The sequence below is a fragment of the Actinacidiphila oryziradicis genome, from assembly GCF_005047355.1.
GTDB lineage: Bacteria > Actinomycetota > Actinomycetes > Streptomycetales > Streptomycetaceae > Actinacidiphila > Actinacidiphila oryziradicis.
This window is the reverse complement of record NZ_SUMC01000024.1, coordinates 100,750-122,755: the sequence shown is the minus strand read 5'-3', so window position 1 is coordinate 122,755 and position 22,006 is coordinate 100,750. Positions and strand designations below refer to the sequence as shown.

General features: G+C 70.3%; 18 protein-coding genes and 5 pseudogenes. 15 read left to right on the top strand and 8 right to left on the bottom strand.

Going from position 1 to position 22,006, the window contains the following annotated elements; all coding sequences use genetic code 11:
* Positions 1 to 139 precede the first annotated feature (139 nt).
* Together alc and FCI23_RS24360 are read left to right on the top strand one after the other, a co-directional pair.
* Positions 140 to 1,303, top strand: coding sequence for an allantoicase (gene alc, locus FCI23_RS24365; protein ID WP_169316918.1), 1,164 nt, complete (start codon positions 140 to 142; stop codon positions 1,301 to 1,303).
* A gap of 135 nt (positions 1,304 to 1,438) precedes the next feature.
* Positions 1,439 to 2,451: pseudogene (locus FCI23_RS24360) on the top strand (LLM class flavin-dependent oxidoreductase).
* Positions 2,452 to 2,630: 179 nt separating this feature from the next.
* Here the strand turns inward: FCI23_RS24360 and FCI23_RS24355 are convergent.
* Entirely contained in the window at positions 2,631 to 3,176 is a 546-nt protein-coding gene (locus FCI23_RS24355) for an NUDIX domain-containing protein (RefSeq protein ID WP_136726053.1), read from the bottom strand.
* Positions 3,177 to 3,325: 149 nt separating this feature from the next.
* On the opposite strand from FCI23_RS24355, the gene FCI23_RS24350 reads away from it, so the two are divergent.
* Positions 3,326 to 5,362, top strand: a complete 2,037-nt coding sequence (locus FCI23_RS24350) for a S9 family peptidase (protein ID WP_211265461.1) — start codon at positions 3,326 to 3,328, stop codon at positions 5,360 to 5,362.
* Between the two features lie 7 nt (positions 5,363 to 5,369).
* Here the strand turns inward: FCI23_RS24350 and FCI23_RS24345 are convergent, their stop codons facing one another.
* The 3 genes from FCI23_RS24345 to FCI23_RS24335 are packed head-to-tail and all read right to left on the bottom strand — an operon-like array spanning position 5,370 to position 8,382.
* Positions 5,370 to 6,011, bottom strand: a complete 642-nt coding sequence (locus FCI23_RS24345) for a DAK2 domain-containing protein (RefSeq protein WP_136726052.1) — start codon at positions 6,009 to 6,011, stop codon at positions 5,370 to 5,372.
* Positions 6,008 to 7,024, bottom strand: a complete 1,017-nt coding sequence (locus FCI23_RS24340) for a dihydroxyacetone kinase subunit DhaK (RefSeq protein ID WP_136726051.1) — start codon at positions 7,022 to 7,024, stop codon at positions 6,008 to 6,010. The genes FCI23_RS24345 and FCI23_RS24340 overlap by 4 nt, the downstream gene beginning before the upstream one ends.
* Entirely contained in the window at positions 7,021 to 8,382 is a 1,362-nt protein-coding gene (locus tag FCI23_RS24335) for an MFS transporter (RefSeq protein ID WP_136726050.1), read from the bottom strand. The genes FCI23_RS24340 and FCI23_RS24335 overlap by 4 nt, the downstream gene beginning before the upstream one ends.
* Before the next feature lie 121 nt (positions 8,383 to 8,503).
* Here FCI23_RS24335 and FCI23_RS24330 point away from each other — a divergent pair, with 121 nt between their 5' ends.
* The 5 genes from FCI23_RS24330 (at position 8,504) to FCI23_RS24310 (ending at position 13,410) form a co-directional block, all read left to right on the top strand.
* A complete protein-coding gene (locus FCI23_RS24330; protein WP_136726049.1) occupies positions 8,504 to 9,391 on the top strand; it encodes a dihydrodipicolinate synthase family protein in 888 nt (295 codons plus the stop codon).
* A gap of 25 nt (positions 9,392 to 9,416) precedes the next feature.
* Positions 9,417 to 10,112 carry a GntR family transcriptional regulator gene (locus FCI23_RS24325; protein WP_246143938.1) on the top strand — a complete coding sequence of 232 codons (696 nt, stop codon included), beginning with the start codon at positions 9,417 to 9,419 and terminating at the stop codon, positions 10,110 to 10,112.
* A gap of 23 nt (positions 10,113 to 10,135) precedes the next feature.
* Entirely contained in the window at positions 10,136 to 11,545 is a 1,410-nt protein-coding gene (locus FCI23_RS24320; protein ID WP_136726048.1) for an aldehyde dehydrogenase (NADP(+)), read from the top strand.
* 187 nt (positions 11,546 to 11,732) lie between these two features.
* Complete coding sequence (locus FCI23_RS24315; protein ID WP_322973888.1) at positions 11,733 to 12,365, top strand: methyltransferase domain-containing protein; 633 nt, start codon at positions 11,733 to 11,735, stop codon at positions 12,363 to 12,365.
* A gap of 211 nt (positions 12,366 to 12,576) precedes the next feature.
* On the top strand, positions 12,577 to 13,410 hold the full coding sequence (locus FCI23_RS24310) for a fumarylacetoacetate hydrolase family protein (RefSeq protein WP_211265460.1): 834 nt from the start codon (positions 12,577 to 12,579) through the stop codon (positions 13,408 to 13,410).
* Positions 13,411 to 13,463: 53 nt separating this feature from the next.
* Here FCI23_RS24310 and FCI23_RS63855 read toward each other — a convergent pair.
* Positions 13,464 to 13,927, bottom strand: a pseudogene (locus FCI23_RS63855) (glycosyl hydrolase 53 family protein).
* Here FCI23_RS63855 and FCI23_RS24300 point away from each other — a divergent pair.
* The 7 genes and pseudogenes from FCI23_RS24300 to FCI23_RS24275 form a co-directional block, all read left to right on the top strand.
* Positions 13,826 to 14,575, top strand: a pseudogene (locus tag FCI23_RS24300) (NAD-dependent epimerase/dehydratase family protein); the annotation flags it as partial. The pseudogenes FCI23_RS63855 and FCI23_RS24300 sit on opposite strands and share 102 nt — an antisense overlap.
* Before the next feature lie 84 nt (positions 14,576 to 14,659).
* On the top strand, positions 14,660 to 15,793 hold the full coding sequence (locus tag FCI23_RS60025; RefSeq protein WP_246143937.1) for a glycosyltransferase: 1,134 nt from the start codon (positions 14,660 to 14,662) through the stop codon (positions 15,791 to 15,793).
* Positions 15,742 to 16,578, top strand: coding sequence for a hypothetical protein (locus FCI23_RS60020; RefSeq protein ID WP_246143936.1), 837 nt, complete (start codon positions 15,742 to 15,744; stop codon positions 16,576 to 16,578). The genes FCI23_RS60025 and FCI23_RS60020 overlap by 52 nt, the downstream gene beginning before the upstream one ends.
* 126 nt (positions 16,579 to 16,704) lie before the next feature.
* Positions 16,705 to 17,079: pseudogene (locus FCI23_RS24290) on the top strand (NAD-dependent epimerase/dehydratase family protein); the annotation flags it as partial.
* A 109-nt stretch (positions 17,080 to 17,188) separates the two neighbouring features.
* Positions 17,189 to 18,140, top strand: a pseudogene (locus FCI23_RS24285) (UDP-glucose dehydrogenase family protein); the annotation flags it as partial.
* A 345-nt stretch (positions 18,141 to 18,485) separates the two neighbouring features.
* Complete coding sequence (locus tag FCI23_RS24280) at positions 18,486 to 18,803, top strand: ArsR/SmtB family transcription factor (protein ID WP_136726044.1); 318 nt, start codon at positions 18,486 to 18,488, stop codon at positions 18,801 to 18,803.
* Positions 18,800 to 19,318: an SRPBCC family protein gene (locus tag FCI23_RS24275; protein ID WP_136726043.1), complete on the top strand. Its 519-nt coding sequence runs from the start codon at positions 18,800 to 18,802 to the stop codon at positions 19,316 to 19,318. The genes FCI23_RS24280 and FCI23_RS24275 overlap by 4 nt, the downstream gene beginning before the upstream one ends.
* Positions 19,319 to 20,341: 1,023 nt before the next feature.
* Here the strand turns inward: FCI23_RS24275 and FCI23_RS24270 are convergent.
* From FCI23_RS24270 to FCI23_RS24260, 3 genes are all read right to left on the bottom strand, one after another.
* Positions 20,342 to 21,208 (bottom strand): DUF6397 family protein, encoded by an 867-nt coding sequence (locus FCI23_RS24270; protein WP_136726042.1) that lies wholly within the window; start codon positions 21,206 to 21,208, stop codon positions 20,342 to 20,344.
* Between the two features lie 122 nt (positions 21,209 to 21,330).
* On the bottom strand, positions 21,331 to 21,582 hold the full coding sequence (locus FCI23_RS24265; protein WP_136726041.1) for a DUF742 domain-containing protein: 252 nt from the start codon (positions 21,580 to 21,582) through the stop codon (positions 21,331 to 21,333).
* A gap of 6 nt (positions 21,583 to 21,588) precedes the next feature.
* Positions 21,589 to 22,005: a roadblock/LC7 domain-containing protein gene (locus FCI23_RS24260; protein ID WP_136726040.1), complete on the bottom strand. Its 417-nt coding sequence runs from the start codon at positions 22,003 to 22,005 to the stop codon at positions 21,589 to 21,591.
* Between the last annotated feature and the right edge of the window lies 1 nt (position 22,006).

Here is a 22,006-nt window from a genome sequence, read left to right as displayed (position 1 = left end):
GTCTGGGACTGAGCACCAGCAAGGTCCCGCACCTACGCGTCGCCGGCCCCGTAGACATCGGCCGGCCGTTGCCAAGCACCTGATCCTCTGACACCCCGCACCGTCGAGAGCCCACCCGCACCATAGGAGTAGTCGCAAGATGCCCACCGACGACCACCAACCACAGATGATCGACCTCGCCTCGCGTGCCCTCGGTGGCAGTGTCGTCATGGCGAACGACGAATCCTTCGGCGAGAAGGAGAACCTGATCGTTCCCACTGCCGCTGACTTCACCCCCGGCTCCTTCGGACACAAGGGGGAGATCGTCGACGGCTGGGAGACCCGCCGCAGGCGCACACCCGGCCACGACTGGGCTCTGATACGCCTCGGCAGCCCCGGGGTCATCCACTCCATCGACGTCGACACCAGCTTCTTCACCGGCAACTACCCGGAGACGTGCCGCCTCGAAGCCTGCGGGGTGGAGGGCTATCCGTCACCCGAGCAACTCACCGCGCCCGACGTCAGCTGGGAGGAGATCGTTCCCCTCTCCGCACTGGAAGGCGGCACCCACAACCACTTCACCGTGACAGCGCCGACCCGGTTCACCCACGTACGGCTGTCCATCCACCCCGATGGAGGCGTCGCCCGGCTCCGCGTCAACGGCCGGGTCGTCCCAGACCCCCGCCGCTTCGACGGCCTCACCCCCGACCTGGCGGCCCGGGAACACGGCGGGGTGGTCGAGGTCAGCAGCGACACCTTCTACTCATCTGCCGGCGCCCTCAACCTTCCCGGCCTCGCCCGGCACATGGGGGACGGTTGGGAGACCCGCCGCCGACGCGGAACGGGCAACGACTGGGCGATCATCAGCCTCGCCGCGCCCGGGCAGCTCCGCCAAATAGAGGTCGACACGTCCTACTACGTCAACAACGCCTCGGGCGAGTGCGCACTGTACGGGGCGAACAGCGAGACAACCCCGGGGCCCGACTCCCCCGTGTGGTTCCCCCTGCTGTCCCGAACCCGGCTCCAGCCCGACACCAGGCACTTCTTCGACATCGCCGGCACCGAAGCCGTCACTCACGTCCGCTTCGACGTCTTCCCTGACGGAGGAATCTCCCGCCTGCGCCTCTTCGGCGCGGTCGACTCCGCGGCATGGCCCGCACTCGCCCTCCGCTGGTTCAACGCCTTGCCCGCCGACCAGGCACAGGCTGTCCTCACCGGCACCGCCGGGTTTGACCGGGACACCGCACGGATACTCACCGCCCGGCGGCCGCTGACCCACGGTGACCCGGCCACCGCGGCGATCCCGGGACTGCGCGGTGCCTGACCCTGGATTCAACCGGATACACCGGTCAGCCCGACCTATCACCAGTGCCGCGCCCAGACGCCAAGCAGGCAGATCGCACGACTACAGCGGTTCCGGCTATGGACTCTTTCCAGTGCCGCGCCTACCGTCCGCGCCATGCCTGCCACCGTTGTCCGCCTCAACCTCGTCGACCCCGGCCCCGGCGATACGCCCGGGGCCCTCTCCGGCCGCTACCGGACGGCGGTCGAGATGGCCGCGTACGCCGACGACCACGGGGTCACCACCATCCAGACCGAGGAGCACCACGGCTCCCCCGATGGATGGCTGCCCTCGCCGCTGGTCTTCGCCGGTGCGGTCCTCGGTGCCACCCGGCGGATCGCGGTCACCGTCTCAGCGCTGATCGGGCCGCTGTACGACCCGTTGCGGCTCGCCGAGGACATCGCGGTGCTCGACCTGACCGGTGGCGGCCGTCTGGTCACGGTCGCCGGGATCGGCTACCGGCCGGAGGAGTACGCCGCGCAAGGCGTGGACTGGCGGAACCGGGGGGCGCTGCAGGACGAGATCCTCCAGACGCTGCTGTCCGCCTGGACCGGCGAGCCGTTCCCGTACCGCGGCCGCACGGTCCGGGTGACCCCGCGCCCGTACAGCAGGCCGCATCCCCTGCTGCTGGTCGGCGGCAGCTCACGGGCGGCCGCCCGCCGGGCCGCGCGGCTCGGTCTGCCGTTCTTCCCCAGCGCCCATCTGCCGGAGCTGGAGGCGTACTACCACGCGCGCCGCGCGGAGTACGGCACCGACGGCTGGTGCCTGATGCCGCCGGGCCCCGTTCCGCTGCTGCATCTCGCCGAGGACCCGGACCGTGCCTGGGCCTCGTACGGCCACCACCTGCTGCACGAGGCCCGTACATACGCCCCTGGCAGTCCGCCGACATCCGGTCCGCCGTCCGCTCCGGGGCCGCGTCCGTGGCTGACCTGCGGCGCGAAGGCATCTACCGGATCATCACCCCGCAGACGTGCCTGGCCCTCGCCGAGGCGGCGGGCGACCGGGCGAGCCTGGTCCTGCACCCGCTGTGCGGCGGCATGCCGGTTGAGGAGGGGTGGCGCAGCCTTCACCTTTTCGCCGAGCGTGTGCTCCCCGGGCTCAAGGACCGGGCCGTGTCCGGCCGATCATGAACGGCCCTTTCTCCGCAGCGGGCGCGAGCAGCCTCCCCCAGCCTTCGGCCGGGAGGTGCCCCCAGGAGGTGCCCCCAGCGCGTCCGGGCCCGAATAGAGCCACTGTGCAAGCGTTCCGGCGCCTTGCGATGTACCGCACCGGACGACGCCTTGCCCGCCCATGACCAGCCGGACACGGCCTAGGGCCTGTCCCGCGGGATCGCGGGGTAGTCGCCGGCGAACCAGCGGCCGGCCGCCTCGGTGTGCAGGGGGAAGGCCAGTTCGGCGGGAGCGGCCAGGACGCCCCGGACGTCCGTCTCGTCGGTCGGGAAGAAGGGCGGCAGTTCTTCGGCGGTGCGTTCGGGCAGCAGTCCGAACAGCAGCAGATGACCGCCGTCGGTGTCGGTGAGGGCGTCGGCGAGCTGGACATCGCCGGCGGCCGCGGTGAGGCCGGTCTCCTCGGCGAGTTCCCGGACGACGGCCTGCTGCCAGGTCTCGCCGTAGTCGATGAACCCGCCGGGCAGGGCTAGCAGGCCGCGCCGCGGTTCGATCGAGCGGCGGATCACCAGCAGGCCGGTGCCGGTGTCCTCGCGTACGGGCAGCAGGGCGATCGCCACCGGCAGCGGATTGCGGTAGGCGGTGGCACCGCAGACGGCGCAGGTGCGGGGCCAGCCGGGGTCGGGCGGGAAGGCGAGGCCGCACGAGGAGCAATGAGAGTTGGGGGAGCCCTTCTGATGGCTGGTCACGCGCGGACTGTAGCCTCCGGGCCCGACCCCGACAAACCCGCCTTTCGCCGGCGATGGCGGGTCGGCGGTCGGCGGAGCCGGGGGCCGGAGAGGAAGCGGCTGCCGGAAAGGGCTGGTACGTGACCGCTCCGGGACCCAGGATGATCCCCATGCCCGATTCCACTGCCTTCCACGACCTGGCGGCGTTCGTCGCGTTGCCCCGAGTCTCCTCGCTGGCCCTGTCACCCGACGGAACCCGTCTGGTGACGGTGGTTCAGGAACTCTCCACCGACCACACCACGTTCATCGGCGCCCTGTGGGACGTCGATCCGTCCGGGGAGCGTCCGGCCCGGCGGCTCACCCGCTCCGGGCGCGGCGAGTCCGCCCCCGGGTTCCTGCCCGACGGCACCCTGCTCTTCCTCTCCTCCCGCCCGGTCGCCGACCCCGGTGAGGGCGAGGACGACAAGCGGGAAGCAGCACTGTGGAGCCTGCCGGCGGGCGGCGGCGAGGCATCGCAGCTGCTTACCAGGCCCGGCGGGATCGACGAGTACGCGACCGCGTCCGGGGCATCCCGGATCGCCCTGGCGGCCGCCCTGCTGCCCGGCGCGGCAGACGCCGAGCAGGACGCGCGACTGCGCGAGGCCCGGCAGAAGGCCAAGGTCTCGGCGATCCTGCACGAGTCGGTGCCGGCGCGGTTCTGGGACCACGACCTCGGTCCCGGCCTCCCGAGGGTGTTCACCGTTCCGGACGCCGCCGCCGGGCAGTCCGCCGTGGTGGACTGCGGGGAGCGCCGGGTCGCCGCCTACGAGGGGATCGCGCTCTCCCCCGACGGCTCGCTGATCGCCTACGCGGCGGCCGTGGGTACGCTCCCCGACGAGATCCGCGCCGCCATCGTGGTGGCAGACGCCGCCACGGGCAGGCAACTGCGGGTGCTGGAGTCCCCCGACGCCGAGTTCGGCGCTCCGGCCTTCGCTCCGGACGGCCGGCATCTGGTCTGCACCCGCGAGGGGCGGATCACCTGGGACGCTCCTGGTGACGTCACGCTGTGGCTGGCGGACGCCATGGACGACCAGGACCCCGGACGCGACCTGCTGCCCGGTTTCGACCACTGGCCGGGCGCCCCGGTCGTCTCCCCGGTGCCCGGCGGGGACGGCACGCCGGTGGTCTACTTCACCGCCGATGAAGCCGGGCACGCGCCGGTCTTCCGGCTCTCCACCGGCAGCGGCGAGGTGGTGAGGCTCACCGCGTCCGGCGCGTACTCCGACGTGGTCGTGGCCCCGGACGGCCGCACCCTGTACGCGTTGCGCTCGGCCGTGGACAGCCCGCCGGCCCCCGTACGCCTCGACGCCGCGGCGCCCGGCCGGCAGCCGGTGCCGCTGCCGTGCCCCGGGCAGGTGGGCGAGTTGCCCGGCAGCCTCACCGAGGTGCACACGACCGCCGAGGACGGGACGGCGCTGCGCGCCTGGCTGGTGCTGCCGCGCGAGGCCTCCGCCGCGACCCCCGCGCCTGTGCTGCTGTGGGTGCACGGCGGCCCGCAGGGCAGCTGGAACTCCTGGCACTGGCGTTGGAATCCCTGGGTGGCCGCGGCCGCCGGCTATGCGGTTGTGCTGCCGGATCCCGCGCTGTCCACCGGCTACGGGCAGCGGATGCACGAGCGCGGCTGGGCACACTGGGGCGGAGCGCCGTACCAGGACGTGATGGCGCTGACCGACGCCGCGCTGCGGCGGGACGACCTGGACAGTGAGCGCACGGCGATGATGGGCGGCTCGTACGGCGGCTACATGGCCAACTGGATCGCCACCCGGACCGACCGCTTCAAAGCGATCGTCACCCACGCGAGCCTGTGGAACATGTACAGCTTCGCGGGGGTCACCGATGTCCCGGCCTACTGGATGCGGCGGCAGGGCGACCCGCTGGTGCGCACCGAGCGGTACGAGCGCGAGTCCCCGCACCTGCGGGCCGCGAAGATCACCACACCGATGCTGGTGATCCACGGCGACAAGGACTACCGGGTACCGATCGGCGAGGCCCTGGCTCTCTGGAACGACCTGGCGCGGTTCGAGGTCCCGGCGAAGTTCCTGTATTTCCCCGACGAGGGACACTGGATCCTCAAACCGAACAACGTCCGCCTGTGGTACGCCACGGTGCTGGGCTTCCTGGCACACCACGTGCTGGGCGAGCAGTGGCACCGCCCCGAACTGGTCTGAGGGCTTTTCAGCCCGCCTTTCCCGGTACCGGTACCAGCTCGTTGACCTCGCCGAGCCCGGAGTCCGGCTCGGCCACCCGGGCCAGGGCCCAGAAGAGGAGTGCGATGCCGGTGGCGCCGGGGTCCGGTGTCCCGAGGGCGCGATCGCCCACGTAGGACGCGCGGCCCCGGCGAGCGCGGATGTCCGCCGTCGCGGCCGCCCCGGCGAGCGCGGCCCGGGCGCCGTCCGCGTACGACGCTCCCGCGTCGAGGGCGTCACGGGCCGGCACCAACGCGTCGACCATGGTGCGGTCGCCCGGTTCGGCCTCCCCGACCCGCTGGATCGCCGCGAGACCCTCGCGCACGCCGGTCGCCCAGCCCTCGCGCTCGTCGGACGCGTCGGTGAGGGCACGGCTGATCGCGCTGAGGAGCAGGCCGATCAGGGGGCCGCTGGTGCCGCCGACCTTGTCGAGGAAGACCGAGCCGGCCACTGCCATGGCCGGCTCCTGGGGGCGCGCGTCCAGTGCGGCGACGGTCCAGCGGAGGCCCTCACGCAGGTTGTCCCCGAAATCACCGTCGCCGGAGATCTGGTCGAGCGCGGTCAGCGCTTGGTGGGCGGTGTCGGCGGCTTCGGCGTAGGTGCGCAGCAGCTGCGCCTGGTCGATCGTCATCGGTCAGCTCCAGGGAAGGGAAGGGAAGGGAAGGCAGGCGTGCGCGACGGCGCCTGCCACCACGCGAGCCAGTCGGGCTGCACCGCCGTCATGGTGAGGGAGAAGCCGCTCATGTCCAGCGCGGGAACGTAGGTGCCGACGAGCTGCCCCGCCACGCGTACACCGCGCTTCTCCAGTACTTCGCAGACCTGCTCGTACACGGCGTAGAGCTCCAGCAGGGTGGTGGCGCCCAGGCCGTTGACGAGGAGGATGACTCCGTCGCCGGTGTCGGGCAGTGCGGCGAGAACCTGCGCGGTCATGCGCTCGGTCAGTTCCTCGAACGGCGGCCTGGTGATCGTTTCGGCGGCTCGCTCGCCGTGGATTCCTACGCCGTATTCGACCTCCTCGTCGCCGAGGGCGAATGCCTCCCCGCCCCTGGACGGTGAGGTCTGGGCGCGGCCGGCGACGGCGATGCTGCGGGACGCGCGGCGGAACGCCCCCCCGGCCTCGGCGAGTTCCCCGAGGCCCAGGCCGGTGTCAGCGGCGCCGCCGAGCAGCTTCTCGATGATCACGGTGGCGCCCGTGCCACGGCGTCCGGTCGCCGTTTGGTCGCTCTCGGTCGCGAGGTCGTCGTCCACGAGGACTCGGCGTACCTCGATGCCGTCGGCCCGCAGCCGTTCGGCGGCGATGCCGAAGTTGATCCGGTCGCCGGTGTAGTTCTTGACGATGTGCAGGACGCCCTCGTCCCGGGCGACCGCACGGCTGGCCTCGTACACCTGCCGGTTGTGCGGAGAGGCGAAGATCCGCCCGGGGACCGCGGCGTCGAGCATGCCGCGGCCCACGAATCCGGCGTGCATCGGTTCGTGGCCGGATCCGCCGCCGGAGACGATTCCGACCCGCCGGCCGGGGTGGCTGTCGGCCGCCGTGACGAAGAGGGGGTTTTCGTGCAGTTCGACCAGGCCGGAATGGGCACGCGCGAATCCGCGCAGGGACACGTCGACGGGTTCGGCTTCGGGGAGGAAGAAATGGTTCACGGCGCGGAGGTCCTTTCGGAGGGCCGGGAAGAGACGGCCTGCTCCTGCGGAGCGGATGGGTCCGGCTGCCGTTCTCCGTTCCGCAGCCGGGAGGCCGCGAGACTGGAGACGAGGGCCACGGCGACGCAGTAGACGGCCAGCCATCCCCAGTGGCCGTGCCCCGCGGTGAGCAGAGCGGCGCCGATGAGGGGCGAAAGGCCGCCGCCGAGCGTCGCGCCGATCTGCTGGGTGACGGACAGACCGGTGTAGCGGACATTGACGGGGTAGAGGTTGGCGAACAGCGCGCCTTGCGCGCCGTACATCGCGCCGTGACCGAGTCCGAGTCCGAGCGTCATGCCGACCACGTACCCCCAAAAGCTGCCTGTCTGCATGAGCAGGAAGAACGGCACGGCGAGGACGACCTGGAAGAGTGCACCGGCGATGTAGACCTTGCGCCGGCCGATGCGGTCGGAGAGCGCACCGAAGTACGGCAGTGTGCAGCATTCGACCGCGCAGGCGATGAGGACGGCGATCAGCACAGGTCGCTTGTCGAGGTTCAGCTCGGTCGTGACGTAGGTGATGGCCACGACGTAGTAGATGTTGAACAGGCCGCTTTCCGCGATCTTCGCGAGGACCGACAGCACCACTGTTCCCGGCCGCTGGGTGAACACGTCGCGTACCGGGAGGCTCTGCACCTCGCGCTGGGCCCGCATTCTGACGAACTCGGGGCTCTCGGTGACATGCAGACGCATGTAGACGCCGACCCCGACCAGCAGGATGCTCGCGAGGAACGGCAGCCGCCAGGCCCAGCCGGCGTACGCGGAGGACGGCAGCACCGCGTCCAGCACCGCTACCAGACTCACCGGAATCAGGACTCCGGCAGGCGTACCGATGTGGACCAGAGAGGTGAAAAAGCCCTGCCTCTCGCGGGGGCTGTACTCCAGCGCCATCAGCAGGCCGCCGCCGTACTCACCGCCCATGCCCAGTCCCTGCACCAGCCGGATCAGCACAAGCAGCAGGGGGGCGGCGATTCCGATGCTGCTGTAGGAGGGCAGCAGGCCGACTGCGAACGTGCCCAGTCCCATCATCAGCATGGTGACGATGAGGACGTTCTTGCGGCCGAGTCGGTCGCCGAAGTGGCCGAAGATGACGCCGCCGAGCGGGCGGGCCGCGTAGCCGACGAAGTACGTGGCGAAGGCCGCGAGAGTACCGATCAGCGGCGAGGCGTTGGGGAAGAAAACCTTGTCGAACACGAGTGCGGCCGTGGTCGCGTACAGAGTGAAGTCGTAGTACTCGACGGTGGTGCCCAACGCGCTGGCGGTGACGACTTTGCGCAGCGACCCGGCCGGTGAGGCGGGCGCGGTGGCCGATTCTGACATGCTCGCTCCATTGCGATTGCGGCTCTGCGGAGACGCTTCTGTAGCGGAACCCACGTGCTAGCATCTGATGCATCAGACATTACATCCGTGATGTGGACTCAGCAACACTCAGGAGAATCTGATGAAGGAGATTCGGCTCGCGGGGATGATCTCCACGGTCGTCACGCCGTTCGACGAGAACGACGCGGTGGATCTGGACCTTCTTCGCGGGGAGGTGAAGTACCTTCTCGACCAGGGGGTGACCGCGATCTGCGCCTGCGGCAGCACCGGCGAGGGACACACCCTCTCCCTGGAGGAGAGCGTCGCGATCTGCGAGGTCGTCGTCGACGAGGTCGCGGGCCGGGTGCCGGTCATCGGCGGCGTCATCCAGAACTCGACCGCCCAGGCGAAGCGTTATTCCCTGGCGCTCAAGGAGGCCGGAGTCGACGCGCTCCAGGTGACTCCGGTGCACTATGTTTTCGCGCCATCGCCCGAGGAGACGGTCGCTCACTACCGGGAGATCGGCGAGGCGACCGACCTGCCGATCGTCCTCTACAACGTCGTGCCCTGGGCCCTGGTACCGATCGCCACCATCGAGTTGCTGCGCGATGTGCCGCAGGTCGTGGCCGTCAAGCAGTCGGGCGGCGACATCCACCTACTGGCAGATCTGCTGCACCGGGTACGCGACCGGTTCACCATCCTCGCCGCGCTGGACGACCTGCACTACCCCGCGTTCGTCATGGGCGCGCACGGCGCTCTCGCCGCGATCCCGACGGTCACCCCCCGGCTCAGCGTCGAGCTCTGGGAGGCGGTGCAGTCCGGTGACCACGCGAAGGCCCTGGAGCTCCACGAGCGCATTCTCACCGTATGGCGTGCCATCGACGCACCCAACCTGCCGGCCACGCTGAAGGCTGCCCTGGAGCTGCAGGGCCGCTCACCGGGGCTGCCACGCCGTCCGTTCGCTCCCGCGACCGAAGCCGAACGGGAACGGATCCGGGAAGCGCTCCAAAAGGCTAATCTGATCCACTAGATGTGAAGACCACGGAGGAGCGGTCATGACCACCTCGCCCACCCAGGCCAGTCACCGGCCCTCCCTCGTCATCGAGTCGATCGCCGGCCAGCTGTACGGCATCCTGTGCGAGCGCATCACCACCGGCGTCTACGCCCCGGGCTCGCGTCTCGACCCGCAGTCGATCGCCAAGGAGTTCGGCGTCTCACGCACTCCGGTGCGCGACACGCTGGCACGCCTGGAACACGACCGGCTCGTCGAGACGCGGCCCCGCTCGGGTACCTTCGTCACCCGGCCCACCCGGCACGATGTGCACGAGGTCTGCCAATTGCGCAAGGGCCTCGAATGGCTGGCGACGGGAGTCGCCGCCGAGGCGATGCCCCTGGAGCGGATCGCGGACCTGCGGGCCGAGGCGGTCGCGGCTCTGGACTCCGCTGAGCATGGCGACTTCGAGCCCTTCTTCATCAGCGACACCCGCATCCACGGCGAGATCGTCGCCGTCACGGGCAACAGCCGGCTCATCTCGGCCCGCGAGTCCGTCGAGCCCTTCGTGTACTGGCTGCGGGTGCTCGGCGCCACCGGCCGGCACCGGCTCGCGGGCTCGACCCGACGCCATCTGGAAATCCTCGACGCCATGGCACGCCGCGACGTAGGGGCCGCGCAGGAGGCCGCCGCACTCCACCTCGTCGAGGTCGAGGAGTGGACCCTCGCCGACATGGCGTCCCATGCGATCGTCACCTGACCCGTCCGAACTGGAAGCCCCGCGTGAACACACCGAGATTCACCGCGCCCATCCCCGCCACCCCAGAGGCAGCCCTGGCCGCCGCACACTCCGCCGTCCGCCCGGCGCGACTCACGCCGGCAGCCGACCGGGCCCGCTGGCTGCGCGCCCTCGCCGACGCACTCGACTCCGCCGCGGACACGCTGCTGCCCGTCGCCCGCGAGGAGTCCCACCTCCCCGTGGGGCGTCTCACCGGCGAACTGGCTCGCACGACCTTCCAGGCCCGGCTCTTCGCCGACCGGCTCGCCTCCGGCGACCTGACCGACGCTCGCATCGACCACGCCGACCAGCAGTGGCCGATGGGAGCGCGGCCCGACATCCGCCGCACCCAAGTGCCGATCGGCCCGGTGCTGGTCTTCGCGGCCAGCAATTTCCCCTTCGCCTTCAGCGTCGCCGGGGGCGACTCGGTGAGCGCGCTGGCCGCAGGCTGCCCCGTAGTGGTCAAGGCCCACCCCGGACACCCCGAACTGTCCCGCCTGACGGCCCGTGTGGTCACTGCGGCACTCACCGAAGCCGGGGCCCCCCAAGGGCTTTTCGGCCTCATCGAGGGCGAGCAGGCGGGAACCGATGCCGTCCAGGACCCGCGGGTCAAGGCGGTCGGCTTCACCGGCTCCACGCACGGCGGGCGCGTCCTGTTCGACCTGGCCACCGGGCGCCCCGACCCCATACCTTTCTACGGTGAGCTCGGCGCGACCAATCCGGTCGTCGTCACTCCCGCAGGATGGACCGAACGCGGTCCGGAGATCGCGAAGGGCTTCGCCGCGTCGTACACCCTGGGCTCGGGACAGTTCTGTACGCAGCCCGGAGTTATTTTCGTCCCCGACGCCGACGCCTTCCTGACGGCCGTCCCCGCCGCCCCGGCCGGGCCGATGCTCAACGACCGTATCGAGGCGGGTTACCTGCGCGCCCTCGGCGAAATTGCCTCCCGCCCCGGCGTCGAGGTCGCCGCACGTATCGAGAGCCCCGGTCAGGAACCGGACTCGGTACTGCTGCGGACCACCGTGAAGGCGGTGCTGGAAGACCCGTCCCTCGTCACCACCGAAGTCTTCGGCCCTGCCTCACTCGTCGTGGGCTACGACTCACTGGACGAGGTGGCCGAGGTGCTGGACGGCTACCCCGGCAGCCTCACCGGCTCGGTGCACGGCGGCCGTGACCTCGACGCCGACGGCGCCCGCGTCCTCGACCTGCTCTCGGAACACGCCGGCCGGGTCATCTGGAACGAGTGGCCCACCGGAGTCACGGTGAGCGACGCCCAGCAGCACGGCGGTCCCTGGCCGGCGACGACAGCACCGACCACCACCTCGGTCGGCACAGCGGCGATCCAGCGCTTCCAGCGGCCGGTCGCGTATCAGAATGTGCCCGCGGCCGGACTCCCCGCCGAACTCCGGGACTGACAAGCCCTGGAGGCCGAATCCCGGCATGTGCTTGGCTGGGTGTCATGACTGGTGAACCCGGCGTCGGCGCGCCCGATCGGATCGCTTGCATGGACCAGGCGGCGGCTGCGGAGGCCGGCCGCGCCTACAAGAAGCGCCTGCTCGAAATGCTCGGCCTGAAGCCGGGTCACACCGCTCTGGATGTGGGATGCGGCCCCGGGACCGACCTCGGCGATCTGGCCGTCGGCGTTGGCGAAACCGGTCCGTCATCGGAGTCGACCGGGATCCGGCGATGCTCGCCGAAGCGCGGCGCATGGCCGATCGCCCTCGGGTCCAGGTGCGTAGCGGCGACGCCGGCTCCCTACCCGTGGAGGATCACAGTGTCGACCGGGCACGCGTCGACCGTGTCCTGATGCACGTGCCGGATCCCGCCGGAGTTCTCGCCGAGCTGCGCCGGGCCGGCCGCCCGGGTGCCGTGATCGGTCTTGCCGAACCTGACTGGGACACCCTGATAGTCGACTCCGACGACGTTGACACCAGCCGGGCATTCACCCGATACACCACCACCAGGGCCGTTCGAAACGCGACCATCGGCAGGCGGCTGCCACGTCTGGCCGAGGAGGCCGGGTTCACCGTCGACGCCATTGTGACCACGACCCCGGTCTTCCGGGGCATTGAGGTCGCCGACCAGATCCCCGGTCTGGGGCGCAACACGCGACGGGCCATCGAATCCGGCGACATGGACGAGGGTCGTGGGCGCCGTTGGTTCGCGTCGCTTTCACAAGGTCCTTTCCTGGCCTCTTTCACCCTCTTCACCGTCGTGGCACGTATCCCGGCCTGACAACTGCGGGACCGGTCGGAATGCGAATCAGCCGGTCGGGAGGGGAAAAGAGGACCTTGCCGGTGGCCTGCTTGGTGTGGGCGACGGCGACGCGTCGCGGGGACGCGGCCGTCAACCTCCCGTATGGTCCCAGAATAAGGAAAATCTGTCCCGTATCGTGGCCCGCAGTTCTGAGTCCCGGTCCAGGACACGGCCCGCGACGGAGGTCCCCGTGCGCCTGTGCACATTCAAACCGAAGGGCAGCGGACCGGCGGATGCCACGCCCGGGCGTGTCGAGGGGGACCAGGTCGTGCGCCTGGAGGCGCCGAGCCTCCAGGCGGTCCTCGCCGTATCCGGGCAGGTGGCCGACGGCCCCCGGTTCCCGCTGGACGACGTCGAGCTGCTGGCCCCGGTCCCCGAGCCGCCCGCCGTCCGCGACTTCTTCGCGTTCGAGCGGCACGTGGCGACCGCCCGCGCCCTGCATGGCGCGGCGGTGCCCGACGAGTGGTACGAGATTCCGGTCTTCTACTTTTCCAATCCCGCCGCGATCTACGGCCCTGACGCGGAAATTCCTTACCCCTCCGGAACCGTGATGCTGGACTACGAGCTGGAAGTGGCGGCCGTCATCAAAGAGGGCGGCGGGATCGGCGGTTTCACCGTAATGAACGACTGGTCGGCCCGGGATCTCCAGCGAAAGGAGACCCGCGTCGGGCTCGGCCCGGCAAAGGGCAAGGACTTCGCCACAAGTATCGGCCCTTTTCTCGTGACACCCGAGGAATTCGACGGTGCGCACGGCGAGATGGTGGCCCGCGTCAACGGCGAGGAGCGCTCCCGGGGGAATCTGTCCGAGCTCTACCACTCATGGGAGACCATGATGGCACGCGCTGCCGAGAACACCAGGCTCCGGCCCGGAGACATCATCGGGTCGGGGACGGTCGGCACCGGATGCATCCTCGAACACGGTGACGGGCGGTGGCTCCGGCCCGGCGACGTCGTCGAGTTGGAGGTCGAAGGCCTCGGAGTACTGCGCAACCGGATCGGAGAGGGTGACGGCCACGCCCTTTGAGCTCGATCCGGCCGCCGGGCACGCGGGCGCGGACGGCCCGCTGGACGTGGTTGTCATCGGCGCGGGACTGAGACAGGCCGGAACGCCGCCAGAGACGGGAACCCGGCGCCGTTCCAGTCGAACATGGTGAGGTTGCCGTAGGGGTCCCCCTCGCTGCCGCCGTCCCGGTCGACTCCGGGCAGCCACGCAGGTTCCCACGCCAGGAAGCCGAGACCGCGACGTCCCGGAACCTGCCGGACCGCTGTCCGGAGCGCCTCGAAGTAGGCACCTGCCCTTGGGACGTCGCCGGAAAGAGCGCGGAATCGGGCAACTGGTCGGCGCGTGTCACGTAGTACTGCCTCCCGTCCCCGGAAGGCAGCAGCCAAGGGTATGCCGTCTCGACGACCAGCACGTCCTTGCCGTAGCGCGTCGCGAGATCGGCGAGCTGGGCCCGCAGCGACTGATGCTCGCGCGCCGCGCCGGCGCCCGTTTCGTACTCGCCTCCACGAGTGAGGTCTATGGCGACCCCCTGGTTCATCCGCAGCCCGAGGACTACTGGGGCAATGTGAATCCGGTGGGCCCGCGCAGCATCTATGACGAAGCGAAGCGATTCGCCGAGGCATTGACCAGCGCATATCGGAGTGCCCTCGGCGTCAACACCGGAATCCTCCGTATCTTCAACACATACGGGCCCCGGATGCGACCCCACGACGGCCGCGTGGTGACCAGTTTCATCGCTCAGGCACTGAATGGCGATCCGCTCACGGTGTACGGCGACGGCTCGCAGACGCGCAGTTTCTGCTACGTCGACGATCTGGTCCGCGGCATCGTTGCGATGATCGACTCCACCGAGCAGGGCCCTGTCAATCTGGGTAACCCCAGTGAGCGGACAGTGGCCGACCTCGCCGAACTGGTGTTCCAGCTGACCGGCGCCGAGCGCACCGTCGAGTACCACCCGCTCCCTGCCGACGACCCCACTCGGCGCCGTCCGGTGATCACGCGGGCTCAGAAGGTGCTCGGCTGGAGCCCGGTCATCACCGACAGGGACGGGCTCACTCGTACCGTGCAGTACTTCCGGGAGCGGCCCGAGGAAGTCCTCGCCGCCCGCGAAGCACTCATCGGCGGGCAGCTCGACGGGACGGCGGTCCTGGAACACCGCGCCGCCGAGGGCGTTACGGCTGCCTGAACGTCTGCCCTGCCATCAGCTCATCGGCCGCTCCCTCCCGAGTGGCCGATGGGAATGACATGCTCATGATTCGGAGTCCGGTACGTGAGTACCCTGAATTCGGGCGCCGGCACACCCATGCCTCCGTGGTCGGCCCCAGATGCTTCCCTTCCTGCCGTCCGGCACCGCGCCCCCGCCCCCGTGGTCTCCCTGCGGGACCACGACCAGCTCGTGAACGCGGTGTCCGCCCTGTCCCGGGGCAGCGTCGTAGGCATCCGGGCGAGCGGGCCGCTGCTGGACCGTTGCCTCATCGTGCTGCGCCGGCCGCAGCGCGGGACGTTCGTGCCCGTTCTGCGCACCAGCGACCGGATGCTGGTCGCGCTGATGAGCATCGGCTGGCTGACCTGCCTGGTGCTGTTCTGGCGGTGGTGGCTGGAGCCGGCACACCGGGTCACCTGGGTGGGTCTCGGGGTCAACAGCACAGTGCTGCTCTACCTCTCGGTGATGCCGGTCTACTTCATGGTCGGGGTCAACCGGCTCAAGCGAGTGGATCCGCGCATCGACGTACCCGGGCTCCGCGTCGCCTTCGTGGTCACCCGCGCACCGTCCGAGCCCTGGGAGACCGTCCGGGCGACGCTGGTCGCGATGTTGTGCCAGCGGTTCCCACACCCCTTCGACGTTTGGCTGTGCGACGAGTCGCCCACCGAAGAGATACGGAACTGGTGCGGCATATACGGCGTCCAGCTCTCCACCCGCTTCGAGATGGAGACCTATCACCGCGCCACCTGGCCTCGTAGGACCCGGTGCAAGGAGGGCAACCTCGCCTACTTCTACGACCACGGCGGTTACGAGAACTACGACGTGGTGGCCCAGCTCGACTGTGACCACGTCCCGGAGCCGGACTATCTCACCGAGATGGTCCGCCCCTTCGCCGACAGCGCGATCGGTTACGTCGCCGCCCCCAGCGTGTGCGACGCCAACGCCGGGCTGTCCTGGGCCGCACGAGGGCGGCTGCATCGCGAGGCGACGTTCCACGGCCCGGCGCAGCTCGGACACAGCGCCGGTCTCGGGCCGGTCTGCATCGGCTCGCACTACGCGGTACGCACCAACGCCCTGCGGGACATCGGCGGTATCGGCCCCGAACTGGCGGAAGACTTCTCGACGAGTTTTCTGCTCAACTCGGCCGGGTGGCAGGGCGCCTTCGCGATGACGCCGAAGCCCACGGCGACGGCCCGCTGACCTTCTCCGCGATGCTGGTGCAGGAGTTCCAGTGGTCGCGCAGCCTGACGACCGTGCTGCTCGGGCTCGTCCCGAGGCACCTGCCCCGACTGCCCTGGAAACTGCGGCTGCGTTTCCTCTACGCGCTGATCTTCTACGTGCTGCTGGCGGGGACCACGGTCGGTGGGCTGGCCCTGGCGCCCATCGCCGCCATCACCGGCGCACCGTGGATCAACGTCAACTACGCCGTGTTCCTGCTGTTCTGGTGGTCGATCTCGGTCTGGGTGCTGGCCCTGACCCTCCTGCTGCGCCGCAGAGGACTGCTGCGCCCCCGGCGGGCCCCGATCCTGAGCTGGGAGAACAACCTCTACTGCCTGACCCGTTGGCCGTTCATCGCGTGGGGCGTGTCGGCGGCGTTCGTGCAGTGGATAAGGCCGCGGCAGATCACCTTCAAGGTCACTCCGAAGTCCGTCGGCGGGATGGAGCCGCTGCCGCTGCGGCTGGTGATGCCCTACGTCCTGACCAATCTGCTCCTGGCCGGATCGTCGCTCTACGCGGAGCACTTCACCAAAGCGGCGGGCTACGCGTTCCTGTGTCTGCTCGGCGCGACTACCTACACGATCGTCGCGCTTGCCGTCCCGCTGCTGCACGCCAAGGAGATGGCCCGCGCCGCCGGAACCCGATTCCGCGTCGCCGCACGGCAAACCGCGGACGTCCCGCTCCTGGTGGCCACTCTCGCGGCCGTGCCCGTGGCCGTGGCCATCGCCCGCTACCCCGCCTACTTCTCCGCGGTCTTCGGCCGGTGAGACCGATAAGGCCGACGAGACCGATGAGACCGACCCGAGAAAGCGAGAATCCCGTGCCCCAGACCGTTCTTGTCACCGGTGGTGCCGGTTTCATCGGCAGTCACACCTGTGTGGAGCTGCTGAATCGGCGACGACTATCCGACCCCCGATGGCACCGGTGTGCGCGACTACATCCACGTGGTCGACGTCGCCGACGGCCATCGCGTCGCGCTGGACCACCTCGACGACGAGAGGGGTCTGCGCGTCTTCAACCTCGGCACCGGATCCGGAGCGTCGGTGCTGGAACTCATGGCCGAGTTCGCGAGCGCTGTCGGTGCCCCGATCCCTTACCGCGTCGAGGCGCGCCGCCCCGGCGACGTTCCTGCCCTCATCGCGGATGCCGGCCGCGTCGAACGCGCCTGGGGCTGGCGGACCACCCGCGACCTCGCCGCCATGTGCGCCGACGCCTGGCACTTCCAGCGGCTCCACCCCACGGGCTATTCCGCCAGTCCCACCGTCTGAACCGCACCACCTCAACCGCACTGCCTGAACCGCCATCCCCCCACAGGAGGTTCCCTTGCGTATCACCGTCATCGGCACCGGATACCTTGGTGCAGTCCACGCCGCCTGCATGGCCGAGATCGGCCACGAGGTGCTCGGCGTGGACGTCGACACTGCCAAGATCGAGGCGCTGGCCGCCGGCCGCCCACCCTTCCACGAGCCGGGGCTCGGCGAAGTCTTGTCCCGCAACGTCGAGAGGGGCAGGCTGCGATTCGCCACCTCGCTCGCCGAGGCCGCGGAATTCGGCGACGTACATTTCCTCTGCGTCGGCACCCCGCAGAAGCCCGGCTCGAACGCGGCCGATTTACGCCACGTCGATGCCGTGATCGACGGACTGGCACCGCATCTGCACCGCGAGACGCTCGTCGCCGGCAAGTCGACCGTGCCCGTTGGCACTGCCGCGCGCCTCACCGCGCGCGTCCGCGAGGCGGCACCGGTCGGTGCGGGCGCCGAGCTGGCCTGGAACCCGGAGTTCCTGCGGGAGGGTTTCGCGGTGCAGGACACGCTGCACCCGGACCGGCTCGTCGTCGGCGTCGCGTCCGCGTCCGCCGACGACTTGCTGCGCGCCGTGTACGCCCCGATGCTGGGAGGCTGACGGTACGCCGTGGATCTCGACGGACCTCGCGACGGCCGAGCTGGTGAAGGTGTCCGCCAACGCGTTCCTGGCCACGAAGATCTCCTTCATCAACGCGATCGCGGACATCTGTGAGGTGACCGGCGGCGACGTCACCACCGTCGCGAAGGCGATCGGGTACGACGCCCGCATCGGCCCGCGATTCCTGTCCGCGGGTCTGGGTTTCGGGGGCGGCTGCCTGCCCAAGGACATCCGCGCGTTCATGGTCCGCGCCCAGGAGCTGGGAGTGCACGACGCGCTGGGCTTCCTCCGGGAGGTCGACGAGATAAACATGCGTCGCCGGCGCCGCACCGTCGACCTGGCACGCGACCTGATCGGCGGTTCGTTCCTGGGACGCAATGTCGCGGTGCTCGGCGCGGCCTTCAAGCCCGACAGCGACGACGTGCGCTGGCAGGCCGCCGGCTGGACCGTGCGCGCACTGGGCCGTGCGCTGGCCTGAGGCCGGGAGCCGCCGGCACCCCCTTCCCCGCCGGGGAAGGGGGTGCTCAGCACGGTGCCGGGCTGCTCGGCGGAGGGTCGTCCTTGTACCGGATGCCCTCGGGCGGACCGACAAACGCAGCAATCGCGTGGCCCCGGGGCACCGGCACCTCCGGCCTGAAGGCTGAGCGCGCCTCGCAGGCCGGCAGCGACCCGCGCATCGGGGATCGCGTCGACTCCGCTGACCTCGTTCGTCCGTGACCGTTCCCGCGTACATTCCTGGACGTGCATATAACCTAGTGGGCATAATGGAGTCGTGCCGGTAGCCGACGTCATCGAGGTACTCGCGGATCCGAACCGTCGCCGCATTCTCGACCTGCTGCGGGACGGCGAGCGGCCCGTGGGCGACCTCGTCGACCACCTGGGGATAACCCAGCCTTCCGTCTCCAAGCACCTGCGAGTGCTCAGGGACGCCGGACTCGTGGAGGTCAGGCGCGACGCTCAGCGACGCCTCTACCGGATACGGCCCCAGCCGCTGGCCGAGCTGGACGCCTGGCTGGAGCCGTACCGAAAGCTGTGGAGCGCGAGCCTGGGCCGGCTCGAACGCCACCTGGACGAGAGGACGAGACAATGAACGACGCCAGCAAGGCCACACTGCGGACCGGAGGCGCGCGACCCGTGGTCCGGTTCGAGCGCATTCTGCCGCAGCCGCCGGAGGCCGTGTGGCAGGCGATCACCGATCGCGAGGAGCTCAAGGCCTGGTTCCCGAGCGACATCATCACCGACGCCTGGACTGTGGGCGCGACGCTGAGCTTCCCGTTCCGCAACGGCGAAGGCCCGACGCTCACCGGTGAAGTCCTCGAAGCCGAGGAGCCCCGCGTCCTGGCCTACACCTGGGGAGACGAGACGCTCCGCTTCGAGCTGACGCCTGAACCGTCGGGCGGTACCCGGCTGGTCTTCACCGACGAGCTGGACCGCGAGATCGCCGCCCGGAACGCCGCGGGATGGGAGGTCTGCCTTGAGCTGCTGGCCGGTCACACCCCGGCGGGAGACGCGTGGAAGCCCCTCTTCGACCGCTACGTCGCCACCTTCGAGCCGACGCTCGGCCCGCAGGAGGGACCACCCGCCGGCTACGAAGGCAACGCCTGAGCGCCTGAGTAATTCCCGAAACACCGCGAGCCCGCCCGAGCCGGGTTCCCCGCCAGGATTGGCCGGCTGCGACCGGCGGCCGTGGGCCGGCCTGCGGCCGGATCCACGACCGTGGGGCCGGCTGCCGGTCTCGGTGACGAAGGAGGGACTGTCGTGACTCGTGCCGCCCGCGCGCTGGGTCAGCACCCCGGCGGGGCCTGCGTCCCGGCAGGGTGCGATGCGGTCCTGCCAGTCGGGCGGCGGCACCAGCCTGCCGTGGTGGACGGTGAATCCGGCCGCCTGGAGGTAAGGCCTGGCCTGGCTGAATACTCCGACGATGCGCCAGGCCGCTCGGATGCAGACGGCGGCCATGGGCAGCTCGACCAGTCCCGCCAGGGGCCTGGACCAGGTCGCGGGTGGTGGGCGCCGTCATGACATCGAACCAGGCATCGGTGATCAGCAACGCGGAAGCCGAGGCCATGGCCAGAGCCCCGGCCGGGGACAGCCGCAGGATGCGGATGCCGGCGCTCACGAAGACCACGATCAGTAGAGTGTCGAAGCCGCCCCAGGCGATGTGCCAGCGTGCAGCGTCCTCCCGGTGCGGCAGGGTCAGGAAGAGAGTGACGGTCCGGGGGACCAGCAGTGCTGCCGCCGCCAGGAAGAAGAGCGCCAGCCGGGGTGTCACGACCCGTTCGGAGTGATCCGGCCGGTGGTCCAGGAGGGCGGGAGGCCGTAGAAAGCCCGGCAGCCGGCTCTCCCAGTCGCGAAGTATCGCCACGGGGCCAACCCTAAGGTGATCCTGGTAAGCGCTGCTGCTCGGAGCCGGGCCTGACAGCCCTCTCGGGACGTCCCGGCAACGCCGGACCGGGAGGGCACTCACGCGCGTCCTCGCCGCCGTCGAGGCGGGTCTGCCCCTGTTCTGTGAGAAGCCCGTCTTGCCGCCCGCGCGGCCGCGGCCGACGGCGAACTCGGCTGGCTGCGCCTACCGTACGTTCCACCACGCTCCCCCGCCACCGGCCTAGTCAGGGATGACGCCGCGCGCCTTCAGCTCCGGCAGAGCAGCCTCAGCCATCGCCTGCGCGGCCGTTCGCGCTGTGCCGCCCCGGGGGCCGGCGCCCCCTCCGGTACGGGTTCGAGCCCATGTCCCGGCCGGGGAGCCGGGTGCCGGGCCCGGGCGCGGCCCATCGCATGGGCGAGCGCGAAGCGGGCATAGGCGATCTCGTCCGGGTGGTCGGCGGTGACGGTCGCGTCGACCAGTTCTTGTGAGGCATAAGGGCCGGTGATGCCGGGCGGCAGCCCGGGCTTCAGCTTCCGCAGATAGGCTCGTTCATAGATGTCGGGCACCGCCTCCGCGGCATTCTCGGGCCCGAGCAGCGCGGTCCAGACAGCGGCTTCTTCCCAGTCATCGACAGCGTCCCGCCGGAGCTGTTCGACACGGCGGGCCCGCCAGCCGCGTGCCCGGTGGTCCTCCCCCTCATCGAGGGCCTGGCGCAGCCCGACGGGCAACCGCCCGTCGAGCAGCGCCGGGTTGGATGCCGCGAACCACCGGATCTCGTCCACGGAGTAGAGCCAGACCACGGCCCGGTACCGGTTCACATACCAGCGGACAGGTTGGAGGAGGCCCCCCTTGGCGAGCTTGGTGAAGCGGTCGCGGGTGATGCAGATCAAGTCCGCGCCATCGGCACTGCCGGCTGTCCTCAGCCGCTCGCGCAACAATTGCGGGAAACCCTCTTCGGCCCGCAGCCGGTCCACCTCCGCCTGGGTGACCCGGCGCCGGCCGCCGGCTGCCGGGCTCGTACGCACCTCCCCCAGCTCCACCGCCACTTCGAACTCCACCGGTTCCAGGCCCAGCGCCTCCCTGGCCCGCTGCGGTCCGAGCGTTTCTGCGGCAACCAGTTCCCGTACAGCCATGACATCCCCCCGTCACGATCCATCACTGACAGTCACGAATGTACCGCAGCCGTCCGACAGCCGATTCAGGCCTGTGGATAACTTCCGGCTCAGCGCCGGTCACAAGGCGCGGAGCCCGCTGATCACGTGCTGCAGCAAGCCAACTCGGCGACGGAGAGCGGGCCCCGGCGGCAGAGGTCGAGCAGCTCGAAGTGCTCCTCGTCCAGGTCGTCATCCGGAGGCATCCCCGGCTCGGCGACCAGGACGGCGATCAGATCGAGGTCGCCGCTCCTGACGGGCCGGGTCCGGCCGCCGGTGATGGTGTACGCACGGACCATCGGACCGGCCTCGTCGTCGTACCAGAGCGCGCCCTTGTCGTCCTGCGACGGCCCCATCCGGCGTCACTCCCCCGGGGCCGCGGTGTCGTGCTGCCGCGGCGCCACGCCCAGGTGCTCGCCGACCCGGTGCACCATGAGGGTCATCTCGTAGGCGATCTGTCCGACATCGGCCTGCATGCCGCTCAGCACGGAGAGGCAGCTGCCGTCCCCTGCGGCGGTGACGAAAAGGAAACCCTCGTCGAATTCGACCATCGTCTGCCGGACGCCGCCCGCGTGGAAGTGCCGTCCGGCCCCTTTGGCAAGGCTGTGGAAGCCGGAGGAGACGGCAGCCAGGTGCTCGGCGGTCGCCCGGTCCAGGCTTCCGCTGGCCCCGGTCACCAGCCCGTCGTTGGACAGGACGAGCGCGTGCCGCACATGCGGCACCCGTTCGGTCAGGTCGTCCAGCAGCCATCCGAGGCCATTACCACTGTCGGTGCTCACC